This is a genomic window from Ureibacillus massiliensis 4400831 = CIP 108448 = CCUG 49529, from assembly GCF_000772965.1.
In the GTDB taxonomy this organism is placed as follows: Bacteria; Bacillota; Bacilli; order Bacillales_A; family Planococcaceae; genus Ureibacillus; species Ureibacillus massiliensis.
Window position 1 is genome coordinate 40,580 of record NZ_JPVQ01000009.1, and the last position, 19,824, is coordinate 60,403.

18 protein-coding genes are annotated in these 19,824 nt (G+C 35.0%); 10 read left to right on the forward strand and 8 right to left on the reverse strand.

Annotation, left to right across the window (positions count from 1 at the left end):
• The first annotated feature begins 92 nt into the window (after positions 1-92).
• The 6 genes from CD30_RS06920 to CD30_RS06945 all read left to right on the forward strand — a co-directional run bounded on the left by CD30_RS06920 (position 93) and on the right by CD30_RS06945 (position 6,589).
• A complete protein-coding gene (locus CD30_RS06920) occupies positions 93-1,562 on the forward strand; it encodes a lipopolysaccharide biosynthesis protein (RefSeq protein WP_036174419.1) in 1,470 nt (489 codons plus the stop codon).
• Positions 1,563-1,683: 121 nt separating this feature from the next.
• On the forward strand, positions 1,684-3,060 hold the full coding sequence (locus tag CD30_RS06925; RefSeq protein WP_036174422.1) for a UDP-glucose dehydrogenase family protein: 1,377 nt from the start codon (positions 1,684-1,686) through the stop codon (positions 3,058-3,060).
• Positions 3,035-4,069: an NAD-dependent epimerase/dehydratase family protein gene (locus CD30_RS06930; RefSeq protein WP_036174588.1), complete on the forward strand. Its 1,035-nt coding sequence runs from the start codon at positions 3,035-3,037 to the stop codon at positions 4,067-4,069. The genes CD30_RS06925 and CD30_RS06930 overlap by 26 nt, the downstream gene beginning before the upstream one ends.
• A gap of 92 nt (positions 4,070-4,161) precedes the next feature.
• Entirely contained in the window at positions 4,162-4,890 is a 729-nt protein-coding gene (locus CD30_RS06935) for a YveK family protein (protein WP_036174425.1), read from the forward strand.
• A gap of 2 nt (positions 4,891-4,892) precedes the next feature.
• Complete coding sequence (locus CD30_RS06940; protein ID WP_036174428.1) at positions 4,893-5,585, forward strand: CpsD/CapB family tyrosine-protein kinase; 693 nt, start codon at positions 4,893-4,895, stop codon at positions 5,583-5,585.
• 206 nt (positions 5,586-5,791) lie between these two features.
• Positions 5,792-6,589: a TIGR00282 family metallophosphoesterase gene (locus CD30_RS06945; RefSeq protein ID WP_036174432.1), complete on the forward strand. Its 798-nt coding sequence runs from the start codon at positions 5,792-5,794 to the stop codon at positions 6,587-6,589.
• Positions 6,590-6,688: 99 nt separating this feature from the next.
• Here the strand turns inward: CD30_RS06945 and CD30_RS06950 are convergent, their stop codons facing one another.
• Entirely contained in the window at positions 6,689-7,591 is a 903-nt protein-coding gene (locus CD30_RS06950) for a LysR family transcriptional regulator (protein WP_036174435.1), read from the reverse strand.
• 184 nt (positions 7,592-7,775) lie between these two features.
• On the opposite strand from CD30_RS06950, the gene CD30_RS06955 reads away from it, so the two are divergent.
• Both CD30_RS06955 and CD30_RS06960 read left to right on the forward strand, forming a co-directional pair.
• Positions 7,776-8,936 (forward strand): iron-containing alcohol dehydrogenase, encoded by a 1,161-nt coding sequence (locus CD30_RS06955; protein ID WP_036174438.1) that lies wholly within the window; start codon positions 7,776-7,778, stop codon positions 8,934-8,936.
• Positions 8,937-9,320: 384 nt separating this feature from the next.
• Entirely contained in the window at positions 9,321-9,587 is a 267-nt protein-coding gene (locus CD30_RS06960; RefSeq protein WP_036174445.1) for a stage V sporulation protein S, read from the forward strand.
• Positions 9,588-9,683: 96 nt separating this feature from the next.
• On the opposite strand, the gene CD30_RS06965 is transcribed toward CD30_RS06960, so the two are convergent.
• The 4 genes from CD30_RS06965 to CD30_RS20390 form a co-directional block, all read right to left on the reverse strand.
• Positions 9,684-10,076 (reverse strand): thiol-disulfide oxidoreductase DCC family protein, encoded by a 393-nt coding sequence (locus tag CD30_RS06965; protein WP_036174448.1) that lies wholly within the window; start codon positions 10,074-10,076, stop codon positions 9,684-9,686.
• A 42-nt stretch (positions 10,077-10,118) separates the two neighbouring features.
• The gene (locus tag CD30_RS20720) at positions 10,119-10,307 is read right to left on the reverse strand and encodes a TcaA NTF2-like domain-containing protein (RefSeq protein WP_408056744.1); all 189 of its coding nucleotides are present in this window, start codon (positions 10,305-10,307) and stop codon (positions 10,119-10,121) included.
• Complete coding sequence (locus CD30_RS20055; RefSeq protein WP_156962301.1) at positions 10,276-10,416, reverse strand: TcaA NTF2-like domain-containing protein; 141 nt, start codon at positions 10,414-10,416, stop codon at positions 10,276-10,278. Before CD30_RS20055 ends, CD30_RS20720 begins: the two co-directional genes overlap by 32 nt.
• 154 nt (positions 10,417-10,570) lie before the next feature.
• Entirely contained in the window at positions 10,571-11,545 is a 975-nt protein-coding gene (locus CD30_RS20390; protein ID WP_036174451.1) for a hypothetical protein, read from the reverse strand.
• Between the two features lie 369 nt (positions 11,546-11,914).
• Between CD30_RS20390 and CD30_RS06975 the strand changes: the two genes are divergently transcribed.
• Together CD30_RS06975 and CD30_RS06980 are read left to right on the forward strand one after the other, a co-directional pair.
• Positions 11,915-13,654 (forward strand): 2-oxoacid:acceptor oxidoreductase subunit alpha, encoded by a 1,740-nt coding sequence (locus tag CD30_RS06975; RefSeq protein ID WP_036174454.1) that lies wholly within the window; start codon positions 11,915-11,917, stop codon positions 13,652-13,654.
• The gene (locus tag CD30_RS06980) at positions 13,654-14,520 is read left to right on the forward strand and encodes a 2-oxoacid:ferredoxin oxidoreductase subunit beta (protein ID WP_036174457.1); all 867 of its coding nucleotides are present in this window, start codon (positions 13,654-13,656) and stop codon (positions 14,518-14,520) included. The genes CD30_RS06975 and CD30_RS06980 overlap by 1 nt, the downstream gene beginning before the upstream one ends.
• A gap of 1,055 nt (positions 14,521-15,575) precedes the next feature.
• Here the strand turns inward: CD30_RS06980 and CD30_RS06985 are convergent.
• The 3 genes from CD30_RS06985 to CD30_RS20700 form a co-directional block, all read right to left on the reverse strand.
• Positions 15,576-16,481, reverse strand: a complete 906-nt coding sequence (locus tag CD30_RS06985) for a nuclease-related domain-containing protein (RefSeq protein ID WP_036174460.1) — start codon at positions 16,479-16,481, stop codon at positions 15,576-15,578.
• A gap of 181 nt (positions 16,482-16,662) precedes the next feature.
• A complete protein-coding gene (locus CD30_RS06990) occupies positions 16,663-17,124 on the reverse strand; it encodes a hypothetical protein (protein WP_036174463.1) in 462 nt (153 codons plus the stop codon).
• Positions 17,125-17,217: 93 nt separating this feature from the next.
• The gene (locus tag CD30_RS20700; RefSeq protein ID WP_084077693.1) at positions 17,218-19,677 is read right to left on the reverse strand and encodes a peptidoglycan-binding protein; all 2,460 of its coding nucleotides are present in this window, start codon (positions 19,675-19,677) and stop codon (positions 17,218-17,220) included.
• Positions 19,678-19,824 lie beyond the last annotated feature (147 nt).

Consider the following 19,824-nt stretch of genomic DNA (forward strand, 5'->3'; position numbering starts at 1 on the left):
ATTTACTTATTACTCTTTGAAACTTTCTATTTGAGATCCTTAGATAAAAGAGATCAATGATACTAAATACATGTAAATAGAGGTGACAAGAGTTGATAAGTGTTGAATTAAATAAAAAAGTTAGAAACGGGACTAAATGGTCATTTATTGCTGAAGTCTTTTCAAAACTTATGATACCAATTACAACCATGGTTTTGGCCAGAATTTTAACACCCGAAATGTTTGGTATCGTTACTACTATTGTAATGATTATTAGTTTTGCAGAAATGATTTCTGATGCTGGATTCCAGAAGTTTCTGGTACAAAGAGAGTTTTCTACGTTAAAAGAAAAAGAAGAAAGTACATGTGTGGCCTTTTGGACTAATATTTTTATAGCTTTTACAATGTGGGGACTAATTGTAATTTTTAGTGAGCAACTAGCTAGTTTAGTAGGAAATCCAGGTTTTGGTCATGTTATATCGATAGCGGGAATTTCATTACCATTAACAGCATTCTCAAGTATACAAATGGCATTACTTAAAAGAGATTTTGATTTTAAATCCATATTTTATGTCCGCTTAATTGGTGATTTTATTCCCATTTTCATTACTATCCCCTTAGCATTAATTTTTAACAATTATTGGGCGCTTATAATTGGAACAATCGCAACTAATATTTCTAATGCAATTATCTTTAAAATACGATCAAAGTGGAAACCAAAGCTTTTTTATGACTTTAAAGTATTAAAGAAAATGTTTTCATTTAGTTCATGGTCATTAGTCGAAGAAATTACAATATGGTCTACTTTATATATTGGAACTTTTTTGGTAAGTAGTTTTTTAAGTCTTTATTATCTTGGAATCTATAAAAATGCAATGGGGATTGTAAATCAGATAATGGCAATAATTGCAGGTGCTTTAATGCCAATTGTCTTCTCGACATTATCTAGGTTACAAGATGAGCCGGGGAAGATTGTTTATGTGTTTCTTAAATTCCAACGATTAGTAGCTATTTTTGTACTACCTTTAGGTGTAGGTATATTTATGTATCGAGATATTCTTACATACTTACTTTTAGGAAATCAGTGGAATGAGGCAAGTGAATTTATAGGACTATGGGGATTAATGAGCTCTTTAACAATTGTTTTTGGGTATCTTTCAAGTGAACTCTATCGTGCTTTAGGAAAGCCAAAGCTTTCAGTGTTAGCTCAAGTGTTATATCTATTATTTCTTATCCCGGTATTAATAATAACTGCTCAAATTAGTTTTAGTGCATTATATATTGCCAGATCATTATTAATAGTAGTATCTATTTTTATTGATATGTTTTTTGTATGGTTCGCAATAAAAATCAATCCCATTAAACTTTTATCAAATGTATTTCCATTAATAATAAGTTCTTGTTTAATGGGTTTATTTGCGTTTGGTTTACGACAACTTAGCCAAAATATATATTTGGTGATAGTTTCAATAGTTCTCTGTATCATATTCTATTTTTCTATTATTATGATCTTTAAAAATATACGTCATGAACTTATAAATGTTATAAAACCTTTTTCTGAAATTGGATATAAAAGTGTTTAATAGAAGTAAAACTTTAGAAAAAAACTAATTACCGCAGACTTTTCAACTGGAGGAAGGAAGTCAATTTCTGAATCAGTATCTTAATCTAGATAAGATTTATTTTTATAAAAGGAGGTAATAAATGTATAAGATAGCTGTAGCAGGAACCGGCTATGTTGGCTTGGTAGCAGGCGTATGTTTTGCAGAAGTTGGTCACAAAGTAATTTGTGTAGATATTGATGAGAAAAAAGTGGATCTTATGAAATCTGGTATCGTACCATTCTACGAACCTGGACTAGAAGATTTAATGATAAAAAACTACGCTGCTGGTAGAATCGATTTTACAACAGATTATATGCAAGCATATAGGGAGGCAGATACTATATTTATTGGTGTAGGAACTCCAGAAAGAGAAGATGGATCTGCAAACCTTTCCTATATAGCAAATGTAGCAAGACAAATTGCCGAGTCTATTATTAAAGATTGTTTAATAGTTGTTAAATCAACAGTACCAGTAGGAACGAATGACAAAGTAGAACAATTTATAAAAGATTTTTTAGTTAACGACGTTAGAGTTGAGGTTGCGTCTAATCCTGAATTTCTTGCACAAGGGTCAGCTGTTAATGATACATTAAATGCAGAAAGAATTATAATAGGAACTGAAAGTAACTGGGCGGAACAGGTACTAAAGAGTATTTATAAACCATACAATATACCAATCATTTCAGTCTCTAGACGGTCAGCGGAAATGATAAAATATGCATCTAATAATTTTCTAGCTCTTAAAATCTCTTTTATAAATGATATTGCAAATCTTTGTGAATTAGTTAATGCTGATATTCAAGAAGTTACTCTAGGGATGAGCTTTGATAGTCGAATTGGTAATAAGTTTTTAAATGCTGGAATTGGTTATGGAGGATCATGCTTCCCTAAAGATACGAAAGCACTTGATTATTTAGCAAAACAATTTGGTTATGAACTAAAAACAGTTAAAGCTACTATGGATGTTAATAAAGAACAGCAGACGAAGCTTTTTAAAAAAGCAAGTCAAAGACTTATTACATTTAATAATATAAAAGTAGCTATATTAGGTTTAACATTTAAACCTGGGACAGACGATTTGAGAGAGTCAGCATCACTTGTAAATGTACCATTATTATTAGAACATGGCGCAAATATTTTTGCATTTGATCCCATAGGAGCTAAGAATTTCGCAAAAATTTATCCAGAAGGTAAAAATAGAAACGGGACGATCGCTTATGTTGAAAATGTAGAACAAGCTCTCATTGGGGCAAGTATCTGTTTTATTTTTACTGAATGGGATGAAGTGAAAGAAATACCACCTGAAAAGTTTAAAAAGCTAATGCAAACTCCTATTGTTTATGATGGAAGAAATATTTATAAAATTGATAATATGTCAGAGGTCGGTGTAGAGTATCACTCAATTGGAAGGAATAAGTCAAACACTAGACTGGCAAAGGAGTCTGAATATTATAAATTCAAAACCTACTTATCCTAATAAAACATTTCTTATCACTGGGGCAGCTGGTTTTATTGGTTTTTTTTTATCTAAGAGTCTATTATCACAAGATTATATAATAGTAGGAATTGACAATCTGAACGATTATTACGATGTGAAACTCAAGTATGCTCGTTTAGAAATACTATCACAATATCATACCTTTACATTTATTAAAGGTGATATTTCAAATAAGCAGTTTATAACCGATATTTTTGAAGAATACAAGCCAAACATTGTTATAAATCTAGCTGCACAGGCGGGAGTAAGATATTCTTTAGAAAATCCAGATATCTATATTCAATCCAATATTATTGGTTTTTATAATATTCTAGAAGCATGTCGTTATAATCCAGTAGATCATTTGTTATATGCTTCCTCTAGCTCAGTGTATGGATCTAATAAAAAAGTACCATTTGAAGAATCAGATTTTGTTGATAATCCTAATTCTTTATATGCCGCTACCAAAAAATCAAACGAACTAATGGCATATACTTACAGCAATTTGTATAAAATTCCTGCTACTGGCCTTCGCTTTTTTACAGTATATGGGCCTTATGGAAGACCTGATATGGCTTATTTTAATTTTACTAATCAATATTTTAAAGGAGAACCCATTAAAATTTATAATAATGGAGATATAAAAAATGACCTATATCGGGATTTCACCTATATAGAAGATATTATTGAAGGAATTGTTCGTCTTATCCAAGTTCCATCTAAGGAGGCCATTCCTCATCGCATTTTTAACATCGGAAATAATAAACCTGAAAAACTGATGGTGTTTATTGAAACGCTAGAGACTGCTTTAAGTTGTGCTTTAGGAAAAAAGGTGATATTTGCTAAGAGGTTCGAACCTATTGCACCGGGTGATGTTTCCACGACATATGCATCGACAAATCTATTGCAAGATGTTGTTGGATTTATACCTCGTACTTCTATCGAGGAAGGTTTAGAACTTTTCGCTAAGTGGTATGTTGATCATTATAATATGAAAACGAAAAAATAGACGATAGAAATGTGTATATTGATGACAAAATATAGAACTAAGTTTATTAGAAAGACACTATAATTTTGAAATAGCTCCTAGGAGGAAATTTATTGGGGGAAACTATTAATCTAAAACTATTATTAAAAATAATAAAAAAGAGACTATTTCTAATCTCTAGTGTGATGATTTTTGGAGCAGGGGTAGGTTTTATACTATCCTTTTATATCTTACAACCAGTTTATCATGCTGAGACTCAGATTTTAGTTAACCAAAAAATCAGCGGACAAGATGGATATGTTTGGTCTCAATGGGAAACTGAATTACAATTAATAGATACTTATAATGTAATTATTAAAAGTCCTGCAATTATAGATAAAGTAATTAGCGAATTAGATTTAAATATTACATCCAAAGAGTTATCTGAGCAAATTTCGGTGACAAATGAAGACAATTCGAAAGTTGTGAATCTTATAGTTGAAGACCCAGCTCCTGAACTAGCTGTTCATATTGCGAATACGGTTGCATCGGTATTCAAAAATGAAATTCCTAATTTAATGAGCGTAGACAATATAAATATTTTATCAGAAGCAACACTTAGCGAGAACCCTAGTCCTATTAAGCCTAATAAGATACTAATTATAGCAATAGCAATTACAATGGGACTGATTATCGGTGTCGGTTTAGTATTAACATTAGAGTTAATAGATACGAGAGTTAGGAGTGAACAGGAAGTTGAAGATTTACTAGGTTTACCTATTATTGGAACAATTAGAACGGTCACTGAAAAGGATTTTAATATTACGTCGACTTTACCATCCCGTAAGAGGAGGGAAAAATAGGGGTGTCTAGAAAAAAGAAAAAATCAATTTCAGTCCCTTTAGCACGTAAATTAATTACGAGCACAAGTCCAAAGTCCATTATTTCTGAACAGTTTCGAACAATTCGTACCAATATTGAATTTTCATCACCGGATCAAACAATTAAAACTATACTGGTTACATCCTCGGTTCCGGGTGAAGGTAAAACAACAACTGCTGCAAATTTGGCGGTGGTATTCGCCCAAGAAGGAAAAAAGGTATTAATTGTCGACTCTGATATGCGTAAGCCAGCATTACATTATACATTCGATATTTTAAATGAAAAAGGTCTTTCCAATGTATTAACAAGACATCAAAATCATTTTCTTGCGTTATCTAATACAAATATAGAGAATCTTTTTATCATACCAAGTGGACCTATTCCTCCAAATCCATCTGAATTACTTTCAACCCAAAAGTTTGAGATTTTTCTTGAAGAAGTCAAAGAACTATATGATTTGATAATTTTTGATGCTCCTCCATTACTATCTGTCACAGATGCACAAATCTTATCGCATAAATGTGATGGAACAATATTAGTAGTGAAAAGTGGGTTTGTTGATAAAGTAGATGTATTGAAAGCGAAAACTAGTCTTAATACAGTTCATGCAAAAATTTTAGGAGTGGTATTAAATAATTATAATACGACTAATAGTAACTATTATGAATATTATTAATTGATTACTCTTTGCGCAAATTTCTATTGATTTGCGTTTTTTATATTTATAATGTATTCATTTTCCTTATTTCAGAAAAAGTTATATGTTTAATATTAAGTTTATACGAACATATCCATTTTGAATAACAACCGTTCACCAGATGCCACTTCCCCTAGATTATGTTAATATTGAACAAGATTGTTATCAGAAAGAGTGATTAAATAATGAAAGTACTATTTATCGGTGATATTGTGGGCTCAATTGGAAGAGAAGCCGTTGAAAAATATTTACCACGTTTAAAGAGAAAATATGCGGCAGATGTTGTGATAGCAAATGGCGAAAATGCAGCAGCTGGTCGTGGGATTACACATAAAATCTATCAACAGCTATTACAAGCGGGTGTTGATGTGATTACAATGGGCAATCATACGTGGGATAATAAAGATATTTTTGAATTTATAGATGATGCGGACTATCTGATTCGTCCAGCAAACTTCTCAACGGAAGCACCCGGAAAAGGGATGGTACAAATCGAGAAGGGTGGGGTTACTTTAACGGTAATTAACTTACATGGTCGCGTCTTTTTACCTCCTCACGAGGACCCCTTTGCTGTAGCAGATGAATTGATAGCAGAAGCTCGAAAAACTTCGCCATTAGTGTTTGTTGATTTCCATGCAGAAGTGACAAGTGAAAAGATTGCTCTTGGGTGGCATTTAGATGGGCGAGCTTCGGCAGTTGTAGGAACCCATACTCATGTTCAAACAGCAGATGCGCGGATTTACCCTGGAGGCACTGCTTATATTACAGATGTAGGTATGACTGGTCCCTATGACGAAATATTAGGTATGATTAAAGAGAGCGTCATTTATAAATTCCAGACAAACATGCCTGCCCGTTTTGAGGTTCCAAAAAGTGGACGAGAGGTGCTTAGTGGATTCTTTGTCGATATCGATAATAAAACGGGAAAAGCAACTTCCTGTGAACGTATTTATATAAACGCCGATTATCCTTTCGAAGCATAAATGTAGTAAGAAGTAATGGTCAACATAGAAATAGAGAAATGGAACAGATATCAGTTCTTAAGTTAACTTCACCCCGCAAAAATACAGCGGGGTGATTTTTTACCTAATTCCTTGATTACTTACAATAGTTTCTCTTGTCACATCTAAAAATGCTTTTAAAGCAGGGGACATCCATTTGTCTTTATGCCGAAATAGTTGTATGAAAATTGGGAAATTAAGTGCGCTCCAATTTAATATAGCTAATCGTCCTTGTTCAACTTCCTTTTCAACAGCAATTTTAGGTAAGGCTGCTATACCAATGCCCTCCATTACACATCGTTTAATTGCCTCCACATCTGCAAGTTCTAATTTGCTAATAGGGTCAATCCCCACATCCTTTAATGAATGTTCAAATGCACGACGATAATCGCAATCCTCAGTAACGAAAAGATGCTCATGACGTAAATCTAATGGGTCAACCTTGTCTTTGCCTGCTAAAAAGTGATTTGGATGACAAATGATGACGATTGGTTCAGGACCTAGCTCTTCTACAATAAGATTCTCTGAAACAATAGGTGCCATTGATAATAAAGCAACATCCAATTCTCCCTTTGCAAGGAGACCTTCGAAGTCCTTCTCTGAAACTCCGGGACGAAAAACAAGCTGAACCTTAGGATAATTTTGCTGAAAATGTTTCAAAAGAGAGGGAAGACGGTATGTACAATGGGTTTCGGACGCACATATCGTTAATAACCCACTTGGCTCGCGTAAACAACCAACAACATCCTTTGCCTCTTCAGTGAGTGCGAGTATTTTTGCTGCATACAATTGTAGCTGTGCACCTGCTTCTGTTAGTATAACTCGCTTTCCTAAACGCTCGAATAATGGAACACCAAGCTCATCCTCAAGAGCTTTAATATGTGATGTAATACTGGATTGTGCGTAGCCTAGATTTTCCGCTGTTCGAGAAAAATTCAATTCTTGAGCGGCAGTTTTAAAAATAGTCAACTGTTTTATTTCCATATGATCACGCCTTATCAGTTTTTCCGATAGATATTATCAAAATGTTTCTATATTCATATAATTGGATTTATTTTATCATATTTGTAAATACAATTAGATAGAAAATTCGAATTTTTACGAGTTGTCTAATTGACGATACAGTTCATTTGAATCAATTCTATTAGAAAAGCAGGAGGTAAATAACATGAATTCATTTAGTTATTTTTGCAGTACAAAAATTGAAATGGGGATGGGGATATCAAAACAAATACCAGAAATTTTAAAATCTCTTGAGGTGGGAAATGCTATTTTACTTGTTAGTGATCCAGGGGTTGTAAAAGCAGGTTTAGTAGAACCAATCAAAGAGAATCTTCAATCTCAGGGCTTTAATGTTTCGTTATATGATTCAATCTCACAAAACCCTCGAGATACAGAGTGCATTGCTGGTGCTAAGATATTTAAAGAAGAGAACATACAGGCAGTTGTTGCAATAGGCGGCGGTAGTGCAATGGATACAGGAAAAGCAATTGCTCTCCTAGGTCCAAATGGTGGAACACCAACAGATTATGCAGATGGAAAAAGACAATATGAAAACATTGCACCGATTATTTGTGTGCCAACTACAGCTGGTACTGGTTCTGAAGTGACACGTTCATCCGTAATAACAGAGGCAGAAACTCATAGAAAAATGACGCTTAAGCATGCTTCACTTCGTCCGATGATGGCAATTTTAGATCCGGAGCTTACTTTTAGCGTCCCACCATCTGTTACTGCTGCAACGGGTGTAGATGCATTAGTTCATGCAATTGAAGGGTATACATGTAAAGTATCAAACCCTATTTCACAAGCTCTTGGTGCTAAAGCGATGGAAACGATTGTTGCATCGTTACAGACTGCATTTGAAAATGGAAGTGATGAGAAAGCTCGTTTTAATATGTTAAAAGGAAGCTTGCTTGCTGGACTTTGTTTCGGATCGGCGGACGTTGCAGCAGTGCATTGCTTAGCAGAAGCACTTGGGGGTCTTTATGACACTCCACACGGTATTGCAAACTCAGTATTTTTACCTTATGTGTTAAAATTTAATGCGGAAGAAAATACGAAAATGCATGCTGATTTATCTCGTTATATGGGATTTGCAAAGGATTCAGATTCAGATCAATTAGCAGTAGAAAAGCTGATTTCCGGAATTGAAACATTTACAGCTGCATTAAATATTCCGAAATTAAAAGATTTGGGATATGTCAATGAAACGGATTTCCCTAGAATTGTTGAATTAGCTGTTCAAAATGGTTCCACTCCAAGCAATGTTCGAACTGTTACAGAATCAGACTACATGAATATACTTGAAAATGCATATAAAGGGTAGGAAGTGATAGCTGATAACGGATAGGTGAAAAAAGGGTTAGCTTTGAAATTCGGTATGATTCACTTTATACTAGAATTCTTGTTTTATAAGTTAATTAGTAGGGCAAGGATTCCTAGACTAAAAACATTTTTTAGAAAATATGAATGAAAATTAAGAATTAACCTTGATTAAGAAACAATACATTAGTTTGAAAGATTATTCATTAGGCAGTAAATAATTTCTTCTTTTTTATAGTGGATTTATCCAAAACTGATTCTAAACTCCTTTTTTACAGCATAAAATGTGCTACGGACATAAAACTACAAGTCCTTTGAATGAACGAAACCAAAAAGACAACGTTTCATTCAACAAACACATTATCAAGCTCTATGGGGAGGAATAGTTGTGGATTCATTAAAAGTATCATCTCGCTCAAATCCAAATTCTGTTGCAGGTGCGCTAGTAGCCGTTATTCGTGAGCAAGGCTATGCAGAAATGCAGGCGGTCGGTGCAGGTGCATTAAACCAAGCAGTAAAGGCAGTAGCAATTGCTCGTGGCTTTGTTGCGCCAAGTGGAACAGACTTAATTTGCGCTCCAGCATTTGCTGATATTACGATTGCTGGTGAAGATCGAACAGCATTGAAACTTGTTGTTGAAAAACGTACAAGATAAATCGTTCAAAGTGACATGAAAAAGCCCGACCCTCTTTTTGAGCGTCGGGCTTTTTTCAATCAAAAAAATAAAAATTACAAGTAAAATGAGAGATTTTTATAAAAATCTATCTCGAATTTCTTTTGATGGCAATATGCAAAGCTCTCTTTTACCAAACCATTTGTATCGATTTTTTGCAATAATGCTGTAGAAGTAATCTCTTATTGGTCTTGGAACTACAAGTAGTACAGTTGCTAAGTTCCATGGTCCTTTTAATGATTTACAAATACGGAGAGCGGCAGTTGATTTAATGTAATATTGCTCTTTTTCAATGAGCACTAGGCTATTAATAATTGTATTTTGAAATCCGAATTTGTTTAAAATATCTTGGCCTATAGCACTTTGTAATGACGCAAATTTAAATTTCCCTTCAGGATCATGTTTTATTATAAACTGAACACTTTTATCACAAAAATTACATTCGCCATCGAATAAAACAATGCTCTCCATTACCTTCTCACCTTTTCAAATAAAATATTAATCCTCTGGTGATTATATCTCCGTAGTTGAAATTAGTTTGTCGACTTTGAATCTGCCATTACTGTTTTGAACTTCGCAAACTGTTGAAAATGTTTTATATTGCTCATTATCGGGATAATAGATGATGAATTCTTCAACGGTAGTTACCTCAAAAGAACCGTTCCCAAGATCAACGACATCCGTTACTTTTTGTAGAAATATATTCTTCGGTTATTCCGCTATTTTCTAAATAAGCAATATAGTCCTTTGCTTCCTGATGGCGAAGTCCATCTGTTGTCATATAATTTTTAACAGGTGTAATCGAACGCATATCTTATCATTATAGTAAAGTGGCTCTGCTAGATCTTAAAATTGTAAAGATAGATTGCGAAAATAACTGTATTTTGGAAAAGGAGTATTCCCTCGAAATGTAGTCATTTTCGCAAAATATACTTATCAATAATAAGTTTAACAGAGCCTAAAAATTAAAATCCGAAACCGCCGAATAAGCCAAATCCGCCCATTAAGCTATTGATTGAAATCATTGTAAAGATTGTCATAAGAATAAAGAATGCAACTGAAGTTCCTGCAACATAAATTAAATATGCATAGAATGAGTCAACTGCCTTGGACTTTACACTTAGTAAATGTCCGATAATATACAGGGGAACAATAAAAATCGCTAAGACTAATGAAAGTGTTATTAAATTGCCACCTAAAGCTGGAGCGATAAAAGAGAAAAGTAAAGCAAGAACAGCAAGCATTGAAACTGGGTTTGTTAAAGCACCTAAGAACCCAATTACTTCTTTTAATGAATTATTTGGTCCGAACCACATGGATATTAGGAATATGCCAAATAAAACAACTCCTACAATTAATGCAATGATAATTAATGCTGGGAAAAATACTCTTAAGAAAATTATAAATGAATTTCCGAAGAAACCAAAAGTAGAATTAACAGCTCCAAATAATGCTAAACTGATAATAAATACAAATATAGATAAAGAAATGATACCATTAATAAATTCACGTTCACCATTATTGAAAATAGATGATGGTTTCTTCAAATATTCCACAAATGAATTAAAGAACATTGTTGATTGTTCTTTCATTCTCTCCACATGTACGTTTGGTTGAGGAGGAGCTTGCTGGTATTGTTGGTATTGTTGGTTAGGCTGCCCTTGACCTTGCCCGAATTGTTGGAATTGCTGATTAGATTGACCTTGCTGGAACTGTTGATTTGGTTGGGACCATTGATTTTGCTGATCAGCTTGAACCGGTGGAACTTGTTGATAAGGTTGGTTAGGTTGAACCTGTTCATTAGGTTGAACTGGAGTTCCAGCAGAAGGATTTTGATCTGATGTAGTTGGTGTATTTTCTACGTCCACCAGACTACTGCCGCATGATCCACAGAAATTGCCCGCTTCCTGCAGATTTCCGCATGCTAAACATTTCTTCATAAGATTCTTCTCCCACTTTCATATATTTTTTAGATGAATCTAAAGTCTGAGACGTTTATGATGAGTTCAATGCACCATTTTCCTAGAACTGAAAAACATCTCATGTGTATATCATATATTGCAAAACCATCACAAACAATCCATTTTTCAATATTTTTTGTTTAAATTAATATTTAAGTTGTGTGAATTGGGGTTTATTGGAATTTGATTTGTAAGAAAAAATTGCTCATACTATTTACAATTTAGTGAACTCCATTTTCAGTCAAAGGTCTGATTTTGTCTATAATGGTAGATTTTCGATTACTTAACATACATCAACATGTTATATTAATGAAGGAAATATAAAGAAGTTTTTAAGGAGATGTTATCATGTTACATCAGCTTTCATGGAAAGTCGGTGGGCAACAAGGAGAAGGTATTGAGAGTACTGGTGAAATCTTCTCAATGGCAATGAACCGTTTAGGTTACCACTTATACGGATACCGTCATTTCTCTTCTCGAATAAAAGGTGGCCACACGAACAATAAAATTACAGTACGTCCAACAGAAGTTCGTTCAATTGCGGATGATTTAGATATTTTAGTTGCATTCGATCAAGAAACAATTGACGTTAACTATAAAGAATTAACAGAGCGCAGTATTATTTTAGCGGATAGCAAGTTCGATCCTGTCAAACCAGAGGATTCAAAAGCACCATTATTCTCTGTACCATTTACTGAAATAGCTACAGAGCTAGGCACATCACTGATGAAAAACATGGTGGCAATTGGTGCAACAAGTGCTTTATTAAATTTAGAGCATAAAGTTTTCCAAGGCGTAGTTGATGAAATATTCGGTCGCAAAGGCGAAGAAGTTGTGAAAAAAAACATGGAAGCCATTGGTCGCGGATTTGATGCAATGAGTGAGCTTCTTGGTGAACGTGTAGGTGAGTGGGAATTAGAGCCAGCTGATGGAAAACGCCGCATGTTTATGATTGGTAACGATGCAATTGCACTTGGAACGATAGCAGCAGGAGCTCGTTTTATGTCTGCATATCCAATCACACCAGCTTCAGAAATTATGGAGTACTTAATTAAAAAATTGCCTAAATTTGGAGGCGCTGTCATCCAAACTGAAGATGAAATCGCGGCAGCAACAATGGCAATTGGAGCGAACTTCGGTGGTGTCCGTGCATTCACTGCATCTGCTGGACCAGGTTTATCATTAATGATGGAAGCTATTGGCCTATCAGGTATGACTGAACAGCCTTTAGTTATTGTTGATACACAACGTGGAGGCCCTTCAACTGGCTTACCGACAAAACAAGAACAATCTGACTTAATGGCGATGTTCTATGGAACTCATGGTGAAATTCCGAAAGTGGTTATTGCACCATCAACGTTAGAAGAAGCTTTCTTTGATACAATTCAAGCATTTAACATTGCAGAAGAATTACAGCTTCCAGTTATCTTAATGACGGATTTACAATTATCTCTTGGTAAACAAACTGTTGAACCATTTGATTATTCAAAAATTGAAATTCGCCGCGGTAAAATTGTCGATAGTGAAATTCCTGAACCTGAAAACAAAGATTATTTCAAACGCTATGAAAATACAGATGACGGTATTTCGCCGCGTGTTTTACCAGGTACGGCAAACGGTATTCACCATGTTACAGGTGTTGAACATGATGAAACAGGAAAACCAAATGAAGCGCCAGGGAATCGTCAAATTCAAATGGACAAGCGTTTCCGTAAATTGGAATATTTAAAATTTGATACACCTGTATATGTCAATGCACCGCATGAAGAAGCAGACGTATTACTAGTTGGGTTTAACTCAACTCGTGGTGCATTAGAGGAAGTACAAGAAAGATTAAATGATGAAGGGTTAAAAGTAAATCATGCACATATTCGTTTACTATTCCCGTTCCCATCAGCAGAAATGGCACCACTCGTTGCGAATGCGAAAAAAGTAATCGTAGTGGAAAATAATAAAACATCACAATTAGCAAATATAATGAAAATGAACATTGGCGGTCACGATAAAATTGCAAGCATCACGAAGTATGATGGTACACCATTCCTACCACGTGAGCTTGAAAATAAAGTAAAGGAGCTGCTTGACTAATGGCTACATTTAAAGATTTTCGTAACTCAGTGAAACCTAACTGGTGTCCTGGCTGTGGCGACTTCTCAGTACAAGCAGCGATTCAACGCGCTGCAGCTAATGTTGGTATTGAGCCTAATGAATTAGCGGTTGTTGCTGGGATTGGATGTTCAGGTCGTATCGCTGGGTACATTAATTCATACGGATTCCATGGAATTCACGGCCGCGCATTACCAATTGCACAAGGATTAAAAATGGCTAATCGCGATCTTCATGTTATCGCTTCAGGTGGTGACGGCGATGGATTTGCAATCGGTATGGGTCATACAGTTCACGCAATCCGCCGTAACCTTGACATTACATATGTTGTAATGGATAACCAAATTTACGGTTTAACAAAAGGTCAAACTTCACCACGTTCAGCACAAGGTTTCATCACAAAATCAACACCAGGTGGAGCAATTGAACCATCATTAAAACCTTTAGAAGTAGCATTATCTTCTGGAGCAACATTTGTAGCACAAGGTTTCTCTACAGATATCAAAGAATTAACGGCTTTAATCGAGGCTGGAATTCAACACAAAGGTTTTTCATTCATTAACGTATTCAGCCCATGTGTAACTTACAACAAAGTAAATACGTATGAATGGTTTAAAGAGCATTTAACAAAATTAAGTGATATCGAAGACTATGACTCTTCTAATCGTGAATTAGCAATGCGCACAGTAATGGAAAAAGAAGGCTTAGTTACAGGAATCATTTATCAAGATACAGAGACAACTTCTTATCAAGAAAAACTTTCCGGTTACGCTGAGGAACCATTAACTACAGTTGATATGACATTAAGTGAAACTGATTTTAATGATTTAGTGAAAGAGTTTATGTAATTTAATAAGGAATTCAAATGAGCGTCTTCATTGGAAGACGCTTTTTTCATTTGTTTGTAGTTGAGTATGCTGTCGTAAATGGGATAGTGCTTGAGTTTGTTGAAATAGAACAAGTGTAAGGGATACAGAGCGCCGCCAATATGCCCGAACACAATGAAATCAAAGGTAAAAGGTAACATAAAACCGCCCAATGTGCCCAAATGGAATGGAATAAAAGAAGAAAGGGAATATAGGGGCCGCCAATGTTCCCGAACACGATGAAATCAAAGGTGAAAGGTAACATAAAACCGCCCAATGTGCCCAAACGGAATGGAATAAAAGACAAAAGGGAATATAGGGGCCGCCAATATGCCCGAACACAATGAAATCAAAGGTAAAAGGTAACATAAAACTGCCCAATGTGCCCAAACGGAATGGAATAAAAGAAGAAAGGGAACATAGGGGCCGCCAATGTTCCCGAACAGAATGAAATCAAAGGTAAAAAGTAACATAAAACCGCCCAATGTGCCCAAGTGGAATGGAATAAAAGACGAAAAGGAACATAGGGGCCGCCAATGTTCTCGAACACGATTAAATCAAAGGTGAAAGGTAACATAAAACCGCCCAATGTGCCCAAGTGGAATGGGATAAAAGACAAAAGGAAACATAGAGGCCGCCAATGTTCCCGAACAGAATGAAATCAAAGGTAAAAGGTAACATAAAACCGCCCAATGTGTCCAAACGGAATGGAATAAAAGACAAAAGGGAATATAGGGGCCGCCAATATGCCCGAACACAATGAAATCAAAGGTAAAAGGTAACATAAAACTGCCCAATGTGCCCAAACGGAATGGAATAAAAGAAGAAAGAGAACATAGGGGCCGCCAATGTTCCCGAACACAATGAAATCAAAGGTAAAAGGTAACATAAAACCGATCAATGTGCCCAAGTGGAATGGGATAAAAGACAAAAGGGAACATAGAATAGTAGATGTACCCCAAATATATCTTAAAAACTAGCAGCCTAATTAAAATATAAACATTATTTAAATCCAGAGATTCCCTACAGTAAAACTTTTACTCGTAATATGTCCTACGAAATTTACCGTTTTTTTCAAAATGATCAACCAGAATTTTACGAATCACTTTCTTTGAATCCACAATTTTGCACCAATCTTGAACGATACTTGTAGTAACTTTATTTTCAGGAAACAACAACCTCAGTTCCTTTACACTTCGAATTACTGAGGAAGTAATTGTTTCAACATGTTCGCAGTTAGTGCATTTTATTTTTCTACCTTCAACCTTCAGCGAAAAAGAATCACAACTTGCACATGTGATTCCCTTCTTCAGCTGATCATACTCAAATGCCGGCAATTTATTAAATGGAGACTCAGTCAAATGTAAAGATAATAGTTTTTCAGCAATTAACTTGTGTTTTTCTGTTATCTTTGAATATTTCGCATTGAGCTGTTTAATAAAGCGAAGGATTTGTGTTGGTAAAATGAAAGCACTTTCCATAGGAGCCTGATATAAAGTGAATTCTGGGTTAACAAATACTACAAAAGATTGAATAGGAATTGTAAAGCCCAGATTGTTTAATAATTGGCGTAATAAGGATTCTGTTCTACTTAATTGTATAAGAGGGCTTACAATTTCAACTTTAGATCTTGTAAATAACTTGTCCTTTTCAAAATAAAAATCGCCCTCATAATTTTTAACTTCAATAACATAAACCGTGTCGGACATTATAAGGAGTGTATCAATTTGAAATGTTGTATTGTTTGATTTGAGTAACAGATCGTTCAAGACGAGACGATTACTTTGAAGCTTTTCAATGAAGGAATCAAACATTAATTCACCGTCGTATCCTTTTTGAAGATTTGAAAAATACTGTTTCTCCTTTTCCGATAGAACCATACGATTATTAAGTGATTTATAAATTAGTAATTCAGGAGATTCAGTTCTAGTTTTAAAATACAAACTTAATCACCATCCTAGTTAAGTATATTAATCGTCAATATCTATTTTATAATTAATGAAGTAGGAAGAAAATAAAAAATATCGATTATAGTGGATTGTTGTTTATTCCACCTTTCACTCTTCAGTACAAAATAAAAAAGACCAAACCTTATCCGATTCGGTCTTTTAAAACGTCAATTCACTAATTGGATTCCTTCACCTGAACATTTCTAAACGAAAATTCAGTCTCTTTTTGATTATCTGTTAAGACGAATACATCCACTTGAGAAGATGTGCTTTCAAGTTGAAAAGGCAGTACATGCTGTGCCCAATCGCTAGTCAATTGAACTTGCTTTGTTTCTTCTTTAATAAATTGCCCTTGAGCATTCGTTTCTGAAATTTTTAAAATGACTGATCCTTCTCCTTTAAGTTCAACGGAGAATAAAATATTAGTACTCGTAAATGGCTTTTGAGGAGTGAAGACGAACCCTTCCTCAGCTTTTTCACCTTTCGTTTTCACCGTATATTCACCAAGGTTATTTCCCTGTACATCAGCGCCTACACCGAAAAATTGCAGTTCACGATCTTCGGAAGCATACATATTTGCTGGTGCAGATAAGAAAAAGATGAATATAGCTAGAACTGGTATAATATATTTTTTCATAAAAATAAGTTCCTCCTAAGTTTAAATAAAAAATTCCAATTGTCTTTCAAATTTGAATTCTAAGTGCTTTACAACTAAACGCACAATGACAAATCAACTTGAAGTTAAGCTGTATAGCTTCGATAAAGTTTGTGGGCTCGCTACACCGTCTGCTTTGAACCCATATATTCGTTGGAAATCGCCAACCGCATATTTTGTACTCGTATTATAAATTCCATTGATTGGGCCGTTATAGAATCCTAAATTACTCAGCGCTCTTTGTAATTCCGTTACAGCAGCGCCACTAGAACCTGGTCCAAGTGTAGAATAAGAAACACTCGTTTTATTAGCTGTAATTTCATCTATTTTCGCAAGTGTTACAGGGCCAGCAATGCCATCTGCTTTAAATCCATAAGCTCGTTGAAAATCACCAACTGCATATTTCGTGCTCGTATTATAAATCCCATTAACAGGACCTTTATAATAACCCAAACTTTTTAATGTATTTTGTAAAGCGGTAACTTTAGCCCCGCTAGATCCTGTCTTTAATGTAGGATAGCTCACAACTTGATCTTGTGCCGGAGCTGACGGGGGATTAATGGCAGATGTTATCTCATTTATTTTAGATAAAGTTTGTGGGCCAGCTAACCCATCGGCTGTTAGATTTAATGCTCGTTGGAAATCACCAACCGCGTATTTCGTACTTGTATTATAGATGCCATTAATAGGTCCATCATAAAAGCCCAAGTTTTTTAATGTAGTTTGTAGAGATGTAACAGCAACACCACTGGAACCAGGTCCTAAAATAGAACTTGGAGCATCTGTTTGCGGTACTGTAGGTGCTGCTTTATTGCTAGTCACTTCTGCCAATTTCGTTAATGTTTGAGGACCAGCAAGACCATCTGCTTTAAGACTGTATTCACGCTGGAAATCACCAACTGCATATTTGGTACTTGTATTATAGATACCATTAATAGGCCCATCATAATAACCTAATTTTTTTAATGTGTTTTGAAGTTCAGTCACTGCCGTACCAGAGGAACCAGGACCTAACACACTGTTTTCATTACTCGGGGCGGAAATTGCTCCAGGAGTATTAGCAGCAGGTGCTTCAATCTCAGAGGGAACATCGGGATTTGAAACCTTTAATACTTGACCAACAACTATCGTATCACTCGTTAAATTATTCATCGCCTTTAATTGATCGACTGACATATTGTATAAAGTGGCAATTCGCCATAAAGAATCACCAGATTTAACAGTATAGGATGCAGTTGAGTTTACTAGTTCTCCATACTGTCCCGGTGGTAGAAAATCATCTTCATTTGTATGAGTTGTCCAAGAATTATAATATTGCCACATTGAAGCACTTTCCTGTCCTAAACTCCAGCTACCAGCGCCCTTTAAGTTGTATTGGTGAATTAAGTCAAATTTTGCTGCAATGGATTCGTTATTTTCATAATAAATGTGATATGTTCCCGGGCTTAATGTTTTTCCTGCTACGGTACTAGCGGGATCACCTTGTTTAATTGTGATGGTAGCCATAGGCGTTTTAGATACCTGATCAAAAGTCACAGTGCCACCATATTTATTTAAAAGTTCATCTACTTTTACATTGGAAATACCTGTGCCCCACGAAGATATTGGATCTCCAACTTTCCACATCCGTCCGTAGAATGGAAGACCTAAGACTACTTTTTCAGCAGGTACACCTTGATTTAAAGCATATTGAACAGAACGCTCCACCCACTTGTAGCTTGCAACTGGACCCTCAGAACCGCCTTCATAGCTCTCATCGTATGCCATAATCATAAGGTAATCCGCATACTTTGCTAAACCGTTATAGTCGTAGGAACCATGCCAACCTTTCGTCCAGTTGTTCGGATTAGCTGCAACTGCAACAGATACTTCCTTATCACTAGGTAGCTTTTCACGAAGTAAACGAACGAGATCAGTATAAGCTACTCGATCAATTTCCGTAACATTTTCAATATCTACATTGACACCATCTAAATTATTTTTAATGATAAAGTTTGCAATTTGAGTCGATAGCTGCTCTCTATTTTGTAAGGCGGCGCGCCCCACAGTTCGATCCCAATGGTTACTCAAGAATGGGACCACGTCTATTCCTCTGTTATGCATTTCTTTTACGAAATTTGCATCATAGAGATTTGTTATTTTTAAAGAGCCGTCAGAGTTCAAATCAAAATAACTAGGAGAGACGAGACTAAGATTTCCTTGAGCTTTATCGACTTGTGAAATCATTGTTTGAGCACTGCCAAAATATAAATAACTCATATTAAAGTCTACATCATGGGCTTTTGCAGTATTCATTGGAATACTTGTTAAAATAACAGCCCCTGCAACAACTACAACCGTAGCAATTTTTAGTTTTGGATAATGTTTTTTTACAAAGTTGATAGCTGACTGTTTAATATCCGTAACTTTATCCTTTGTAGATATAAGAAATTCCTCTGCAAATTCAGTATCATTTCCACCTCTAACTTCATCTACATGTAAAACAACCGTTAATTCACCATTTACAATTTTTAATTCTACGTTTTCAAATGTCATTATTCACACCGCCTTTCCTTACTGTATATGGTTTACCTTCACAAACCAGCTATACACAAAAATTCTCATAGGATTTCAAAATAGGAAAAGTAGGTAATTAAGTTAATTTTATGTGAAATTAACACTATCTTAATAAAACTTAAACAG